This window comes from Acidimicrobiales bacterium, from assembly GCA_040219085.1.
Taxonomy (GTDB): Bacteria; Actinomycetota; Acidimicrobiia; order Acidimicrobiales; family JAVJTC01; genus JAVJTC01.
Map to the genome: position 1 here is coordinate 38,164 of JAVJTC010000028.1, position 15,517 is coordinate 53,680.

At 68.1% G+C, this 15,517-nt stretch carries 12 protein-coding genes; 6 read left to right on the forward strand and 6 right to left on the reverse strand.

All coding sequences use genetic code 11. The features are described from left to right. Window positions 1-21 precede the first annotated feature (21 nt). From RIE08_11835 to RIE08_11850, 4 genes are all read left to right on the forward strand, one after another. A complete protein-coding gene (locus tag RIE08_11835) occupies window positions 22-1,578 on the forward strand; it encodes an acyl-CoA carboxylase subunit beta (protein MEQ8718289.1) in 1,557 nt (518 codons plus the stop codon). A 46-nt stretch (window positions 1,579-1,624) separates the two neighbouring features. Then, complete coding sequence (locus RIE08_11840; protein ID MEQ8718290.1) at window positions 1,625-3,064, forward strand: aldehyde dehydrogenase family protein; 1,440 nt, start codon at window positions 1,625-1,627, stop codon at window positions 3,062-3,064. Window positions 3,065-3,848: 784 nt separating this feature from the next. Then, complete coding sequence (locus tag RIE08_11845) at window positions 3,849-4,424, forward strand: putative DNA base hypermodification protein (GenBank protein MEQ8718291.1); 576 nt, start codon at window positions 3,849-3,851, stop codon at window positions 4,422-4,424. A gap of 34 nt (window positions 4,425-4,458) precedes the next feature. Beyond that, window positions 4,459-5,738 (forward strand): IS3 family transposase gene (locus tag RIE08_11850; protein MEQ8718292.1). Its coding sequence is split into 2 segments (ribosomal slippage): window positions 4,459-4,732 and window positions 4,732-5,738, totalling 1,281 coding nucleotides; the frame shifts between segments, so codons are not numbered across the junction. On the opposite strand, the gene RIE08_11855 is transcribed toward RIE08_11850, so the two are convergent. The 6 genes from RIE08_11855 to RIE08_11880 all read right to left on the reverse strand — a co-directional run bounded on the left by RIE08_11855 (window position 5,713) and on the right by RIE08_11880 (window position 12,935). Beyond that, the gene (locus RIE08_11855) at window positions 5,713-6,114 is read right to left on the reverse strand and encodes a hypothetical protein (GenBank protein MEQ8718293.1); all 402 of its coding nucleotides are present in this window, start codon (window positions 6,112-6,114) and stop codon (window positions 5,713-5,715) included. The two genes, RIE08_11850 and RIE08_11855, sit on opposite strands and share 26 nt — an antisense overlap. Before the next feature lie 214 nt (window positions 6,115-6,328). Then, the gene (locus RIE08_11860) at window positions 6,329-7,264 is read right to left on the reverse strand and encodes an N-carbamoyl-D-amino-acid hydrolase (protein ID MEQ8718294.1); all 936 of its coding nucleotides are present in this window, start codon (window positions 7,262-7,264) and stop codon (window positions 6,329-6,331) included. Further along, window positions 7,261-8,559, reverse strand: a complete 1,299-nt coding sequence (locus tag RIE08_11865) for a Zn-dependent hydrolase (GenBank protein MEQ8718295.1) — start codon at window positions 8,557-8,559, stop codon at window positions 7,261-7,263. Before RIE08_11865 ends, RIE08_11860 begins: the two co-directional genes overlap by 4 nt. Window positions 8,560-8,573: 14 nt before the next feature. Beyond that, window positions 8,574-10,889, reverse strand: a complete 2,316-nt coding sequence (locus RIE08_11870) for a xanthine dehydrogenase family protein molybdopterin-binding subunit (protein MEQ8718296.1) — start codon at window positions 10,887-10,889, stop codon at window positions 8,574-8,576. Next, window positions 10,886-12,406 (reverse strand): FAD binding domain-containing protein, encoded by a 1,521-nt coding sequence (locus RIE08_11875; protein MEQ8718297.1) that lies wholly within the window; start codon window positions 12,404-12,406, stop codon window positions 10,886-10,888. Before RIE08_11875 ends, RIE08_11870 begins: the two co-directional genes overlap by 4 nt. Before the next feature lie 7 nt (window positions 12,407-12,413). Then, window positions 12,414-12,935: a phosphoribosyltransferase gene (locus RIE08_11880; GenBank protein MEQ8718298.1), complete on the reverse strand. Its 522-nt coding sequence runs from the start codon at window positions 12,933-12,935 to the stop codon at window positions 12,414-12,416. A gap of 104 nt (window positions 12,936-13,039) precedes the next feature. Here RIE08_11880 and RIE08_11885 point away from each other — a divergent pair, with 104 nt between their 5' ends. Together RIE08_11885 and RIE08_11890 are read left to right on the forward strand one after the other, a co-directional pair. Then, the gene (locus RIE08_11885) at window positions 13,040-14,257 is read left to right on the forward strand and encodes an NAD(P)-dependent oxidoreductase (GenBank protein ID MEQ8718299.1); all 1,218 of its coding nucleotides are present in this window, start codon (window positions 13,040-13,042) and stop codon (window positions 14,255-14,257) included. Window positions 14,258-14,262: 5 nt separating this feature from the next. Next, window positions 14,263-15,465 (forward strand): DUF1015 family protein, encoded by a 1,203-nt coding sequence (locus tag RIE08_11890; protein MEQ8718300.1) that lies wholly within the window; start codon window positions 14,263-14,265, stop codon window positions 15,463-15,465. Window positions 15,466-15,517: the final 52 nt, after the last annotated feature.

Here is a 15,517-nt window from a genome sequence, read left to right on the forward strand (position 1 = left end):
CTCCAGCGATGGGTCAATGAGATGCCGAATGCAGATGCTGCCGACGTGATCGACGACATCCACCAGGAGTTGGATCGGCGCTTGGCCGTCGCTCGTCTGGGCGGCCCAGAAGACCGACGCCAGAAACAACACGAGGCCAATAAGCTGCTGGTCCGCGAGCGGCTGGAGCTCCTTTTCGACTCCGAGCCGTCGTTCGAAGACGGCCTCCTGGCAAGATTCGACGAGGGGCTGCCGGGTGACGCCGTCGTCACGTGCTTCGGCACGGTCGACGGACGCGAGATCTGTGTGATCGCCAACGACTACACGGTCAAGGCCGGAACCTGGGGGAAGAGAACGTTCGAAAAGATCATCCGTGCCCAGGACGTCGCCGTCGAGGCCGGTGTTCCGATCGTGTACCTCTTCGACTCCGCCGGTGCGCGGATCGACGAGCAGTTCGAGAGCTACGCGGGGCGGCGCGCTTGGGGCAACATCTTCTACAACCAGATCCAGATCTCGGGTCAGGTCCCACAGGTGTGTGCGCTCTTCGGCCCCTCCCCAGCGGGATCGGCCTATGTGCCAGCGCTGTCGGACCTCACGATCATGGTCCGAGGAAACGCGACCGCCTACCTCGGTTCACCGCGGCTGGCGGAGATGGTAACCGGCGAGAAGGTATCACTCGAGGAGATGGGCGGTGCGGAGATGCACTGCCAGGTGTCGGGACTCGGCGACGTACTGGTCGAGGACGACGAGGAGGCGATCGCCGCCATCCGAGTCTGGCTCTCGTTCCTTCCGTCCAGCTGGAAGGAAGAGCCGCCCTCTGCACCGCCCGAGGAGCCATACGATGGCCGGTCGCCGAAGGAAATCGTTCCCGAGAGTGAGTCGGCCGCCTTCGACGTCGTCGAGTTCATCGACTCGCTCGTCGACTCACGCAGCTTCTTCGAGTACAAGACGCTCTTCGCCGAGGAGCTCGTGACTGGCTTCGCACGGCTCGGCGGCAAGCCCGTCGGGATCGTCGCCAACAACTCGTCGGTGAGGGGCGGTGTCCTCTTCAGCGATTCGTCGGACAAGGCAGCCCGCTTCATCTGGATCTGCAACGCCTTCAACGTCCCACTTCTGTTCCTGGTTGACATAGCCGGGTACATGATAGGAAGTGCCGTCGAGCGGGACGGGATCATCCGGCACGGCGCCAAGATGCTCTATGCGGTTGGAGCCTCCCGCGTCCCGCGGATCGCCGTCCTGGTCCGCAAGGCCTACGGCGGCGGATACCTCGCGATGTCCGGTGCCCCCATGGACCCCGACGCTGTGATCGCGCTTCCGACAGCGAAGCCCGCTCTCATGGGGCCCGATGCCGCCGTAAATGCGATCCATTACAACCGGATCCAGGAGTTCGAGGACCCTGAAGAGCGCGCGGCGTTCGTCCGCGAGAAGCACGAGGAGTACGCCGCCGGGATCGACGTCTTCCGGATCGCGAACGAGAACGCGGTGGAGGCGGTCGTCCCCCCCAACGATCTCCGCGACGAGTTAATCCGCAGGTACGCGGTCTATTCCCGCCGCCCACGTGTCTCGCCCTCGCGCCGCAACGGAGTGCAGCCAGTATGACCCGGTTCGTCCGACCGGGCTCCCCGAAAGAGAGTCAGGCGCCTCGATGATCAGCGAGCACCAGGAAATGTTCTACGTCGGCGGTGAGTGGGTCGCGCCGCGACACCGGGCGACGATGGAAGTCGAGAACCCGGCGACGACCGAGGCTATCGGTTCCATCTCCCTGGCGAGCCGGGCCGATGTCGATGCGGCCGTCAACGCTGCTGCCGGAGCCTTCGAGTCCTTCTCCGTGACGACCACGGAGCAGCGAATCGCCTGGCTCGAGGCCGTGCTCGCCGTGTACGAGCGCCGGCGCGACGAGTTCGCCCGCGCGATGACCGCAGAGATGGGAGGCCCGATCTCGCTCACCTCGACCGCTCAGTGCGACCTCGGTTCGGCCCACCTGCGCTGCACCATCGACGCTCTCCGGCGGATCTCCTTCGAGGCCCTCCGCGGCAACACACTGGTCGTTCGTGAGCCGACGGGGGTGGCCGCGCTGATCACACCATGGAACTGGCCGGTCAACCAGGTCTTCACCAAGTTCGCATCGGCGTTCGCCGCCGGGTGCACGATGGTGCTGAAGCCGAGCGAGGTCGCGCCTCTGAACGCAGTTCTGTTCGCCGAGGTCGTCGATGAGGCAGGGATCCCGCCCGGTGTCTTCAACCTGATCAACGGCGAAGGTCCCACGACCGGGGCGGCGCTCGTGTCGCATCCCAGGGTGGACGTCGTGTCCTTCACCGGTTCTACCCGGGCGGGTGTTCAGATCGCAAAGGACGCCGCCGCCACGGTCAAGGTCGTCCACCAGGAACTCGGCGGCAAGTCCCCGAACGTGATCCTCGATGACATCGACCTCGAGCTTGCGGTTCCGCGAGGAGTGCTTGCGTGCTACGCGAACGCCGGCCAGTCGTGCAGTGTCGCCACAAGAATGCTCGTGCCCGCTGCAGCGATGGCCGATGCAGCGGCCATCGCGAAGACCGCTGCCGAAGACCACGTCGTGGGGGACCCGACCAGCCCCGACACGACGATGGGGCCGCTCGTCAACCGGATGCAGTTCGAGCACGTCCAGGGGCTGATCCAGTCCGGCATCGATGCCGGGGCGACTCTCGTGTGTGGTGGGACAGGCCGTCCCGAGGGACTGGACCGGGGATACTTCGTGAAGCCGACCGTGTTCGCGGACGTCGACAACTCGATGGAGATCGCGCAAACTGAGATCTTTGGTCCGGTCTTGTCCATCATCGGGTATGAGGACAAGGAGCACGCGATCTCGATCGCGAACGACAGCATCTATGGGCTCGCGGCTGTCGTTCAGTCGTCGAGCACGGACCGCGCACTCAGGGTTGCGCGTCGTCTCGTGGCGGGCCACGTCTACATCAACCACGAGTTCACCCAGTACGCGTCGTCACCGTTCGGTGGACGCAAGCAGTCGGGCAACGGCTACGAGCACGACGAGTGGGGGCTCGCGGGGTTCCTCAGCACGAAGGCGATCCTCGGGAGCGTCGAGGAATGACGTCGAGGAATGACGAAGTCACGAGACTGCCACCGACGCTGACTGGGGCCAAGAACTACCGGGCCTCACCCAGGCCTCGGTGCATCGGTTCTCGAAAGGATCCCAGCGAATCGATGTCAACATCTGGCCGCCGGCTCCACGCTGCAACTGTTGAGGACTGCGCCGTTGACGGAACACTGAGGGCGCAGGACACTTGACCCGTAGGTCGCCGAACGCCTCAACCACTCCAACCAAGTGAGGCTGTGTTGGGTTCTCATCCTGATGCCAAGGACACGATCAGATCCAACCGTTCGACTCCCCGCTCGGGAGAGCCGGAGTCAGCGAGGGCTACCACTCCGAGCTGCTTGAGTAGGTTGCGCACCTTCGTCCTGCGATGTCTCCAAGCAGACATGAGCCAAACAGACATCGGCGTTGCCGAAGACGAGCCGGCGACATGGTCGACGCCTGGGCTCTCAGAATGGCGGGGCCTCGACCCTTAGTCTCGACGAGGCCGAGTGCGACCAAGGCGCTGTCCACGTCGCACGGACGCTGTCGTAGGCTCGTGTCGGACAATCGGTCTTGTGCGACGTCGTACAGGAACATCTCCAGCGCTTCGAAGAGGTCGTGGATCTCTCCTGCACTTATCCACTGGTGACCGGTGGTGCCGTATTCATGGCCTGAGCTGGGAAAACGAGAATCCGGGTTGTCTGCCGCTGAGCGCGGATCATCCCTACTCCGAGGCGAAGGTAAGGACGGAAGTAGGGATCAGCGAACTCGAACGTCCACGCCGATTACCGTGGGCCCGATGACGCAAGCGGGGCAGTTGTTTGCGGATGGCGATCGTCCTCCCAAAGGATCCTGGGCGATTCGCCTCGCCGGGCGGCGAGTAATCGTCACCGAGGTGTTCTGGTCGTACTGGAACCTCGCCGCCGAACGCCAAGCAGTGTTCTTCCGGCGCGCACACAACCGACCCGCCCCCTGGACCTCCGACCCCGTCATCGCGCGTCCCCGGTTCACGAACGCGTACCGCGCCTCGGACCGCGTCAGTCAGTATCTCCTCCACAACGTCATCTACGACGAGCCCCGCACCGCCGCCGACACGATCTTTCGGACGCTGCTCTTCAAGATCTTCAACAGAGCCGACTCTTGGGAACACCTTGTCGCCGCGGTCGGCGAACCGACCGCCGCCTCGTTCGACGCCCGCCGCTACGCCTGCGTCCTCGACGAACTCATCGACAACGACCGGCGCGTCTACTCTGCCGCCTACATCATGCCGAACCCCCAACTCGGCTTCGCTCGTAAGCACCACAACCACCTCGCCCTCATCCATGAGCTGCTCCGAGATGGAACGATCGGCCAGATTGAAGCGCCCCGGGATTGATGCCGCGTCTTTCTGAGTTGGAAGGATGCGAACTATGCCGAAGAAGATCGATCCGAGGGTCAAGGAGCGCTGCGTGCGTCAGGTCCTCGACCATCTGCAGGAGTACTCGTCGTTGACGGCGGCCGCGGAGGCTGTCGCCCGACGCGAGAACGTCGGGAAGGAGACCGTGCGCCGCTGGGTGATCCAGGCCCAGATCGATGGCGGCCAACGCCAGGGCCCGACGTCGGAGGAGCTGGCCGAGATCAAGGAACTCAAGGCCAAGGTCCGGCGTCTCGAGCAGGACAACGAGATCCTGCGACAGGCATCGATTTTCTTCGCGGGGGAACTCGACCCCCGCGACCGTTGATCGTGGCGTTCATCGACGAGATGCGCGCCCAGGGCCACGCGGTCGAGTCGATCTGTCGAGTCCTCACCGAGCAGGGCTGCCAGGTCGCCGCGCGGACCTACCGGGCCTGGAGCCAACCCGCCCAGCAAGTGGCGGCCCGCACACTCAGCGACGCGCTCGTCGAGGCCTGCGTCCGCGACCTGGCCTGGACCGTCACCGACGACGGACGCCGCCAACTCACCCCCGAAGGCCTCTACGGACGTCGCAAGATGCTCCGGGCCGTGCGCCACTCGATCCCTGACGCCACGCCGGGTGCGGTCGATCGGGCCATGCGCAGCCTGGGCCTGGTAGGTGTCCGACGGGCCAAGGGGATCCGAACGACGATCCCGGCCAAAGACGGCCGCCGAGCCGGTGACCTGTTGAACCGGGACTTCACCGCCCCAGCACCCAACAAGAAATGGGTCATGGACTTCACCTACGTCCGAACCTGGACCGGGTTCACCTACGTCGCGTTCATCGTCGACGTGTACGCCCGCCGGATCGTGGCCTGGAACGCCGCCACGTCCAAAGACACCGACCTGGTGATGGCGCCGCTGCGCATGGCGATCTGGCAACGCGACCGCGACGGCCACCCGATCGTGCCCGGCGAGCTGATCGGCCACGCCGATGCCGGGTCGCAATACACCTCGATCCGCTTCACCGAGCACCTCGACCTCGAAGGCGTCCACCCCTCGATCGGCAGCGTCGGCGACGCCTACGACAACGCGCTCATGGAGTCCACGATCGGCCTGTTCAAGACCGAGTGCATCCGCACCACCGTGTTCCACGCCGGCCCCTACCGGACCCTCGCCGACGTCGAGTACGCCACCGCCGGCTGGGTCGACTGGTACAACAACCGGCGCCTCCACAGCACCCTCGACTACGCCACCCCCATCGACTACGAACAAGCCCACTACGCGACCCTCAACCGAGAGCCGCAACCCGCATAAGAGCGGCAGAGAACCTGGGGCGCTTCACGGCGTCGAGGTCCTCGCTGGTGTGTTGAGTTGTTGCGTCCGCGACGATCCCGAGGAGGAGGCTGACGCGGGTGCGGATCCAGCGCATCGTTGACGGCGGCGCACCCGCGAACTCGTAGATGCCCCGACGGACCCGCCTGACCCTGCCCCGGCGGATCTCCCACCGCAGGGAGTCTGAGATGAGCTTGGTGGGAGCGCCCGGAAGGTGTACCCCGCGGCGCGCGACTGTCTTGGCGAGCTCGTGAAGGCTGACGGGTTGGTTCGCATCCGCCAGGCACACGACCAACACGTGCCTCAGGCCACGTCCGCGCAGCTCACCTCGCTTCGCATGGTCGATATCGACTCTCATGCCGCCAGGTTGGCCGCAGCCTGTGACATCGGTGCCTGCCGTGTTCGCACGCCACCAGGACGGGCCACTCGAATTCGCTATGACACTGCTCGGAAACGGGGTCGGGGACGAACGGCCGGATTCGCTATGACACTGCTCGGAAACGGGGTCCGGGCCGAACGGCTGGATTCGCTATGACACTGCTCGGAAACGGGGCCCGGGCCGCGTCCAGAGCTCACGGCGCAGCCGGGGGTTCGACCACGCCCTTCTGCTCGGTGATCAGCCGGTAGTGGCGGGGCTCCCGATAGAGGTCGAAGTCGAACAGCGTCTTCTTGTACTGGGCGCACATGTCGAGGTCACAGTCGGCGACGATCACCTCGTCGCCTTCGGTGACGGCCTGAGCCACGATCTGGCCAGACGGCGCGTAGATCGCCGAGTGGGCGAGCGATTCGACGCCCTCCTCGGTCCCGCCCTTGGCGACGCCGACCACCCAGGTGCCGTTCTGGTACGCGCCGGACTGCATAACCAGATGGTTGTGGAACGACGCCAGCGTGTTCTGCGTCGGATCCGGGGCGTAGTGGATCGGCGTGTTGTAGCCGATGAGCACCAACTCCACGCCCTGGAGTCCCATCACCCGGTAGGTCTCGGGCCAGCGACGGTCGTTGCACAGCGCCATGCCCACGAGACCGCCGAAGGCCCGCCACACGCCGAAGCCCTCGGGGCCGGACTCGAAGTAGTGCCGCTCGAGGTGCTGGAACGGCCGGTCCGGCTCGTCGTCGGAGTGGCCCGGGATGTGGACCTTGTGGAACTTCGCCACCTCGACCCCGTCGGGCCCGACGAGGACGTAGGTGTTGTAGCGGTGGCCGTCGGGCGTGAGCTCCGCGTACCCGAGGCAGAAGCCGACACCGAGCCGGGCTGCCTCGTCGAACAGGACAGCGGTCTCGGGGCCCGGCATCTGCGTCTCGTAGAACGAGTCCACCTCGTCCTGATCGTCGATCCACCAGCGGGGGAAGAAGGTGGTCAGTGCGAGCTCGGGGTACACGACGAGGTCACAGCCGCGTTCGGCCGCATCGCGCAACATCACGAGTTGGCGCTCCACGACGTCCGCCCGGGAGTCGGCACGGGCGATCGGTCCCATCTGTGCCGCGGCGACCCGCACCCTCCTCGTCACGATCCGTCTTCCTCTTCGTCGGTCCCCTTGTCCGCAGGGGGAACGATCGTCGCCAATCCGAGCATTGTCTGCAACAGGACATCGGCGCCGGCCGTCAGATCGGCCGGGCCGGTGTGTTCGGCCGGGTTGTGGGAGATCCCCCCGACGGATGGTACGAAGACCATCCCGGTCGGACAGACGCGGGCGAACATCTGGGCGTCGTGCCCGGCCCCCGACGGCATCCGCCGCACCCGGTGACCGAGGCGCATCGCGGTCTCCTCGATCCGGCGGATCACACCCTCGTCGAACACGACCGGCTCGAAACGCGCCATCGCCTCGGAGCTGATCGTGACACCCTCGGCTGCGGCGAGGCGATCCAACTCGGCGGCGAGGCGGGCCTCGGCCTCGACCAGCGCCGCCTCGTCGGTGTTGCGGAGGTCCACCGTGAGGTGGGCCCGGGCCGCGATCACGTTGACGAGGTCCGGATGCAGGTCGATCGTGCCGACAGTGCCGACCTGGCTGCCGCCCATCTCCACAGCGAGCTCACGCACGAACGTCGTGACGGCAGCGGCAACCCAGCCGGCGTCGCGGCGCATGGCCATCGGCGTCGTGCCCGCATGGTTCGACTGCCCGGCGATCTCGATGCCGGTCCAGGAGATCCCCTGCACCCCGGTCACCGAACCGATCGTGAGACCTTCGGCCTCGAGGACCGGACCCTGTTCGATGTGGAGCTCCACGAACGCATGGGGAGCGGGTCCCGGGCACGGTGCGGTACCGCGGTAGCCGATGCGGTCCAGTTCGTCACCGAGGACCGCCCCGTCCGTGTCGGTCAGTGCGAGCGCCTCCTCGAGGCCCATGCCGCCGACGTAGACGAGGCTGCCGAGCATGTCAGGGGCGAAACGGGCCCCCTCCTCACCGGTGAAGAACCCGACAGCGAGGGGTCGGTCGGTGACGACCTCGGCCGACGCCAGCGTCTCGACCACCTCGAGGCCGGCGAGCACCCCCAGGTTGCCGTCGTAGATACCGCCCGTGCGGACGGTGTCGATGTGGCTGCCCGTCATCACCGGCGGACCGTCGTGACGTCCGGGGCGCACACCGACGACGTTGCCGATCGCGTCCACCGTCACGTCGAGGTCCAGATCCCGCATCCAGGCGACGACGAGATCGCGGCCGTCGCGGTCCTCGTCGGTGAGAGCCATCCGGCACGACCCGGCCGCGCCAGTCGGCCCGGTGATCGGCCCGATCCCGGCCAACTCACGCAGTCGGCGCAGCAGGCGTCCGCCGTCCACGCGCAGATCGGAGTGCGGCGGGACCATGGACCCCACCTCGCTCATCTGGCAGCGACCGGGGGGATCGACGACGGTGTGATGCCCGCGGCGCGCAGTCCTGCGAGGACCCGGCTCGGTGTGAGCGGGAACGCGTCGAACCAGACGCCGGTGGCGTCGTGAAGCGCGTTGACGACCGCGGGGGCGTAGGGGAGATAGGGCATCTCGGCCATGCCACGGGCCCCGAACGGGCCGATCGGGTCAGGCACCTCCATCACCACCGACTCCACCCGCTCGGGGATCTCGCCGATGCCCGGCATCAGGTATCCCGACAGGCGCGGGTTCGTGATGTGGCCGTCGCGCAACTGGAGATCCTCGGTGATCGCGTAGCCGTGGGCCTGCACGACCGCACCCTCGATCTGGCCCACGACGAGATCAGGGTTGATCGCCCGGCCGACATCGTTCACCGAGACCACCCGGTGCACGGTCACGTGACCCGTGCCGATGTCGACGGACACGTCGACGCTCTGCGCCACATAGCCGTAGGCGAAGTTCGGGTCGCACTCGCCAGTGTCGGGGTCGAGCGCCTGCGTGGGCGGAGGCACGTAGCGGAAGAACCCCTCGGCCGGACGCTCGCCGTCGAGCCAGGCCTTCGCCGCCTCCTCGGCGGCGCCGAGGATGGCGTTGCCCGACATCCACGTGAGCCGGGACGCCGAAGCCGAACCGGAGTCGCCGGCCGTGGCCGTGTCGGAGTAGTGGGCCCGGATCGCCTCGGCGGGAAGGCCGGTCGCCTCTGCCGCCATCTGGCGGAACACCGTGTGGCCGCCCTGGCCGACATCCGCCCCCGCGTGGAAGAGATCTGCGCTCGTCGGTTCGGTTTCGCCCGGTTCGCCGTGCAGGACGATGCGTGACTCGCACCGCTCCGGGAAGCCGAACGAGTAGCCGACGTTCTTGTAGGCGCACGCAAAGCCCCGCCCGCGGCGGATGTCGTCGGGTTCGGACGGCAGCGAGGCGAACGGCTCGGGGTCCACGCCGGGAGGCTCATAGGCGGGGTCGTCCCAGGTGGACTCGGCGGCGCAGCGTTCGATGACGGCCGGCAGGCTGACGCCTTCGGGGTAGACCGAACCCGTGTGGCCGATCGAGCCGTCGCGGATCATGTTGCGGCGGCGGATCTCCACCGGGTCCATGCCGAGGGCATCGGCCAGCTTGTTGATCTGACACTCCGCTGCGAACGCGCCCTGGGGGGCACCGAAGCCGCGGAAGGCGCCACCGGGAACCGACGTCGTGTAGACCGCGTGACTGTCGACGTGGAGGTTCGCCACGACGTAGGGCCCCGGTACGCACAGGTGCAGGTTCCCGAGGACCTTGTTCGTCGTGTAGTTGTAGGCGCCGGCGTCGAGATACGACTCGGCCTCGACGGCGACGATCGTGCCGTCGGCCTTCGCCCCCCAACGCGTACGGATCCGGCCGCGGTGGCGCTTGTGGTGCCCGATGATCGATTCCTCGCGTGACCAGCGGGACCGGATCGGGCGGGTCTCCCCCCGCTCGGCGAGTTGCTGCGCGGCGAGGGCCATCACGATCTGCAGCGATGTGTCCTCGCGGCCGCCGAACGCACCGCCGATGGCCGGGTAGATCACGCGAACGCGTTCATGGGGCAGGCCAAGCGCGTGGGCGATCTGCTCACGGTCCTCGTGCGTCCACTGGCCCGCGACCTCGACGGTCGGGCGACCCTCATCGTCCACGTAGGACAGCGCGGCCTCCGGCTGCAGGTATGCGTGTTCCTGGTGGGGGACCTCGTAGACGCCCTCGGCGATCACGTCGGCCTCGGCCCACCCGGCGTCCATGTCGCCCCGCCGGAACTTGTAGGTCTGGTAGATGTTCGAGTCCGGGGTCAGCTCCGGGTGCAGTGGCGCGGCGTCCTTGGCGAGAGCGGCATCGATGTCGTCGATGAGCGGGAGGTCCTCCCATTCCGCCACGATGGCAGCGGCCCCCGCGTCGGCAGCGGCCTTCGTCTCGGCGACGACGAGTGCCAGGTGGTCGGCTTCCCAGCGCGAGACGTCGCAGCGCACCACGCTGCGCCCCGAGTTCTCGAGCCCGACGAACACCGGCTGGTCGAACAGGGTCAGGCCGTACTCGTTGACGGGGATGTCGGCGGAGCCGAACACGGCGATCACGCCGGGCATCGCCTCGGCCGCGGCGAAGTCCAGCGACAGGAGCCGGGCGTGGGGTTTCCCGGTGAAGACCACCCGGGCCCACAGGGCATCGGCCGGGGCGAGATCGTCGGGGTAGCGGGCCTCGCCGGTGACCTTGGTGTGGGCGTCGATCTTGCGGCTCGACTGGCCGACGCCGCCGGGCGGGCTGTGGCGCACCGGGGCGCTCACGACGACGCCTCCGCCGCGGCCTCGACCGCCTCGATGATCTTGTAATAGCCGGTGCAGCGGCACAGGTTGCCCGACAGCCCGGTGCGTATCTGAGCCGGCGTCGGCCGGGGGTGCTCGGCGATCAGCGACGCGCCCGACACGAGGAAGCCGGGGATGCAGAAACCGCACTGCACCGCGGCCTTGTCCACGAACGCCTCCTGGATGGCATGCAGCTGGTCAGGCTCCGCCAGTCCCTCCACGGTGTTGTCGCCGCCTTCGGCGGACCGTCCCAGCCGGGCCAGTCCCTCCACGGTGGTGATGTCGGTCCCGGCCACGCGGGGGGCCGGCACGAGGCAGGACATGACCGCCATGCCGTCCATCACGATCGTGCAGGCGCCGCACTCGCCTTCGGCGCAGCCCTCCTTGGTCCCGGTGAGGCTGCCCTCGCCGACGTGGTGCGCGCTCTCGCGCAGCCAGTCGAGGGCCGTCGAGGACGGGTCGGCGGTAGCCGTCAGTTCCGTCCCGTTGACCGTGGCGGTCACCGGCGCCGGCCCGTCGGTGGACGTGGCGTGTTCCTCACCGGTGGGGCAGTGGCCGCCGGGTGCGTTCACCCACAGCCGGGGCGAATCGGGCGCCCAGCGTTCCCGGTGTCGGCCGGACGCGAGCGTCCGCAATGCCCGGGCCACGACGGTGCCGAGGGCATCGGCGCGGTACTCGGCGGTGGCCCGCACGTCGGCGATCGGGTTCACCGCCGCACGGGTGGCGTCCACAGCGGCGTCGATGGTCGCGCCGTCGAGGGGGGCGCCGACGAGCAGGTTCTCCACGCCGGTCGCCCGGAAGACGGTCGGCGCCAGGCTGCCGAGCGCGACCCGTGCCCGCGTCACGATGTCGTCGTCGAGGTCGACCACGACGGCCAGGTGCACGATCGAGATGGCCTGGGCCCTGCGGAGCCCGAGCTTCACGTACAGCCCGCGGCGGTCCAACCCGGCCGGCGCGGTCGGAACGGTGATCCCGGTGACCATCTCAGCGGGTTCCAGAACGGTGGTGCGCAGCCCCGTGTAGAAATCGGCCACGTCCACAGCGCGGGTGCCCGACGCCGAGCGGATCGATACCGCTGCGTCGAGGGCGATCAGCGCCGAGATCGTGTCGTTGGCCGGCGAGGCGGTGACGAGGTTGCCGACCACCGTCGCCCGGTTGCGCAACTGGGGTGAGCCGACCTCCACGCAGGCTTGGGCCAGCGGAAGAGCGTGTTCCACGACGTCGCTCGACGCGATCACCTGCGCATGCGTGGTCGCGAAGCCGAGGTTCAACGAGCCGTCTCCGACGGTGATCTCATCGGCACCGGCGATCCGGGTGACGTCGATCAGATGACCGATGCCGGGCCGGACACCCCGCTCGAGTTCCAGGAGGATGTCGGTCCCGCCGGCCACGAGCCGCGCCGCCTCCCCGTGCTCGGCCAGCAGGTCCAGCGCCGCGTCGACCGATGTCACCGCGTGGTAGCCGTGGACGTGGCGGTGGTGCTGTTGGACCGGGTGCATGTGTGGCTCAGGCGTCGACGGCGTCGGTCTGGGCGGTGGACAGGTCCACCACGGGCGGTTCGGTCGACCACGGGAAGTTGATCCACTGGTCGGTGTGCTTCCAGACCCAGTCGCACTTCACGACCGAATGGGACTTCTCGTAGAGGACCGCCGTGCGGACTTCGGCGACTTTGCCCTCGGTCACCTTCTTGGCGCAGAAGTCGCGGACGAGTTCGAGCGTGTGACCGGTGTCGGCGACGTCGTCGGCGACGAGGATGTTGGCGTTGGCGACGTCCACGAAGTCCACGTAGGGAGGCAACATCACCGGTACCTCGAGACGTTCGTCGACGCCGGTGTAGTACTCCACGTTCATCACGTACAGGTTCTTGACGCCCAGGGCGTAGCCCAGGGATCCGGCCACGAAGAGGCCGCCGCGGGCGATGGCGAGGATCATGTCGGGGCGGTAGCCGTCATCCGCGACCTGGACTGCGAGTTCGCGCACCGCACGGCCGTACAGGTCCCAGTCCAGTACCTCTCGCTCGGTGCTCATCGCCAAGTTCCTCCCGGGGCCGTCATGGCCTCGATTCGTCGGCTTGTCACTCCGACGCTAGCGCCGTCCGGCGACAGGGCAGGTACCGGACCTAGGGTTGCGGCGTGCGCATCCTGTTCGCTGACTCCTGCCACCTGTCCTGCGTCGACCGACTGCGGACGGGAGGTCATGTGGTGACGCTCACCCCGGACCTGGACGAGGCGTCACTCGTCGACGCGATCACGGGCCATGACGCGGTGGTCGTCCGGTCCACCCGGGTCACAGCGGCCGCCCTCGAGGCGGGCGAGCGCCTCGGTCTCGTCGTGCGGGCCGGTGCCGGTGTCAACACGATCGATCTGGACATGGCCTCGGCCCGAGGCATCGCCGTGTGCAACACGCCCGGTCGCAACGCGATCGCCGTCGCGGAGCTGACGATGGGTCTGCTCCTGGCGGTCGACCGCCACATCGCCGAGGCGACGGCCGACGCCAGAGCCGGGCACTGGGACAAGGGCCGGTACTCGAAGGCGCGGGGACTCGCAGGGCGACGGCTAGGCATCGTCGGGCTCGGCGGCATCGGCACCGAGGTCGCCACCCGGGCGGCCGCGTTCGGTCTCGAATTGCACACCCTGGACCGCGCCGGGCGCTCGGCGGCCACCCGCCGCCTCATCGACGACCTCGACGTGACGGTCCACAGCGTCGCCTCGGAGCTCGCCCGGGCGGTCGACATCCTCAGTCTCCACGTCCCTGGTGGCAACGAGACCAGGCACCTCGTGGATTCCGCCGTTCTCGCCGCTCTCGCCGCGGACACCGACGCGCCCGTCCTGTTGAACACATCCCGGGGTGATGTGGTCGACCCGGACGCCCTCCTCGGCGCCCTGGAACTGGGCATGCACGCCGGCCTCGACGTATGGCCCGACGAGCCCCCGGAGAAGCAGGGCGAATGGGCTTCGGCGCTCGCGCGGCACCCGAACGTCGTCGCGACCCACCACATCGGCGCGTCGACGGACCAGGCGCAGGTTTCGGTGGCCGACGCGGTGGCCGAGGTGATCGAGGCGTTCGACGAGGGGCGGCTCGTCAACTGCGTCAACGTCGAGACACGCCGGCTCGGCTCGTGCACGGTCGTCGTGCGGCACCTCGATCGCGTCGGTGTGCTGGCGGGCGTGTTCGACGTCCTGCGCCGCGCCGACATCAACGTCGAGCAGATGGAGAACCGGGTCTTCACCGGTGGCCGGGCCGCGATGGCGCTCATCGAGGTCGTGGGTGAGGTCGGCGAGGATCTCGTCGCCGAGTTGTCAGCCGGCGAACACATATTGTCGGTGGCGGTGCGGGGGGCGGACTGCTGAACCGCATCCTCGTCCCCTTCGAAGGCCACGTCGTACGTCCGGAATGGGCCGAGCGCGTCGTCTCGCCTGCCTACGACGGGGTGAACGCGACGGAACGCAGAAAGATGATGGACGAGAACCCGTACGTCTTCCTGCACGTCACGCGCTCTCCCGAAGACGTCGCCGAAGGCTCGCCCCGGGACCCCGGCGCCCTGGCCGACTCCAGCGCCACCGCACTACAGCGCCTTCTCGACGCCGACGCCTACGAGAGCTACGGCCCGGCCGTCTACCTCTACCGGCTCCGCCTCGGTGATCATTTGCAGACAGCGGTCGTCGCCGACGTCCCGGTTGCCATAGCGGACGAAGGTCGACTCCGCCCCCATGAACGCACCCGTGCCGCACGGGCGAGCCTGCTCGGTCACCACCTCGAACGTGTGCGGGTCTCGTCGAGTCCCATTGCGGTCACCTACCGCGAGCACCCCGGTGTCGACGACATCGTCGAGACCGTCACCGCCGGTCCGCCCATCCTCGCCTTCTCCGACGCCTCCGGGCTCGAGCAGACCGTGTGGCGGGTGGCGGACCCGGCACTCATCGCGAACCTCGACGACGCGATCGGTGATGCCGTCCTCTACATCACCGACGGGCACCACCGCACGGCGGCGGCCGTCGCAGCGCGCAACGCCCTCGCTGCCGCCGGGACCCTCGCAGAGGACCATCCTGCTCGCTTCATGTTGTGCGCCCTGTTCCCGGCCGCCCAGCTGCAGGTGTACCCCTTCCACCGGATGGTCACAGTCGACGGCGCCCCCGCCGACGCCGTTGCCGCATTGGCCGCGGCGGGAGCCCTCACCGCAGCCGACGGCCCCGTCGCCGGCAGCGGAGCGCGGACGTTCGGTGTCCACGCTGCCGGTCACTGGTGGCGCCTCGACGTGGATGCCCGGGGCGACGACGGCGGCGCGCTGCCCGCCGACGTCCTCCAGGACCGCGTCCTGCGACCGGTGTTCGGAATCGACGATCCGGGTGCGAGTGACCGCATCGAGTACCTCCCGGGCACGGCTGGTCTCGACACGCTCGCCGAGCGGTGCGGCCTGACCGGCACTGTCGGGTTCGCCCTGGAGGCGACCGGTGTCGACACGCTCATGGACGTGGTCGACGCCGGACGGGTCCTGCCACCGAAGTCGACGTTCTTCCATCCCAAGCCACGCTCGGGGATCTTCCTGCGGCTTCGTTGAGGTTCCCGGGAGAGCCGGGACAAGGTCACTTTCACGCGCCGTTCACGTCCGC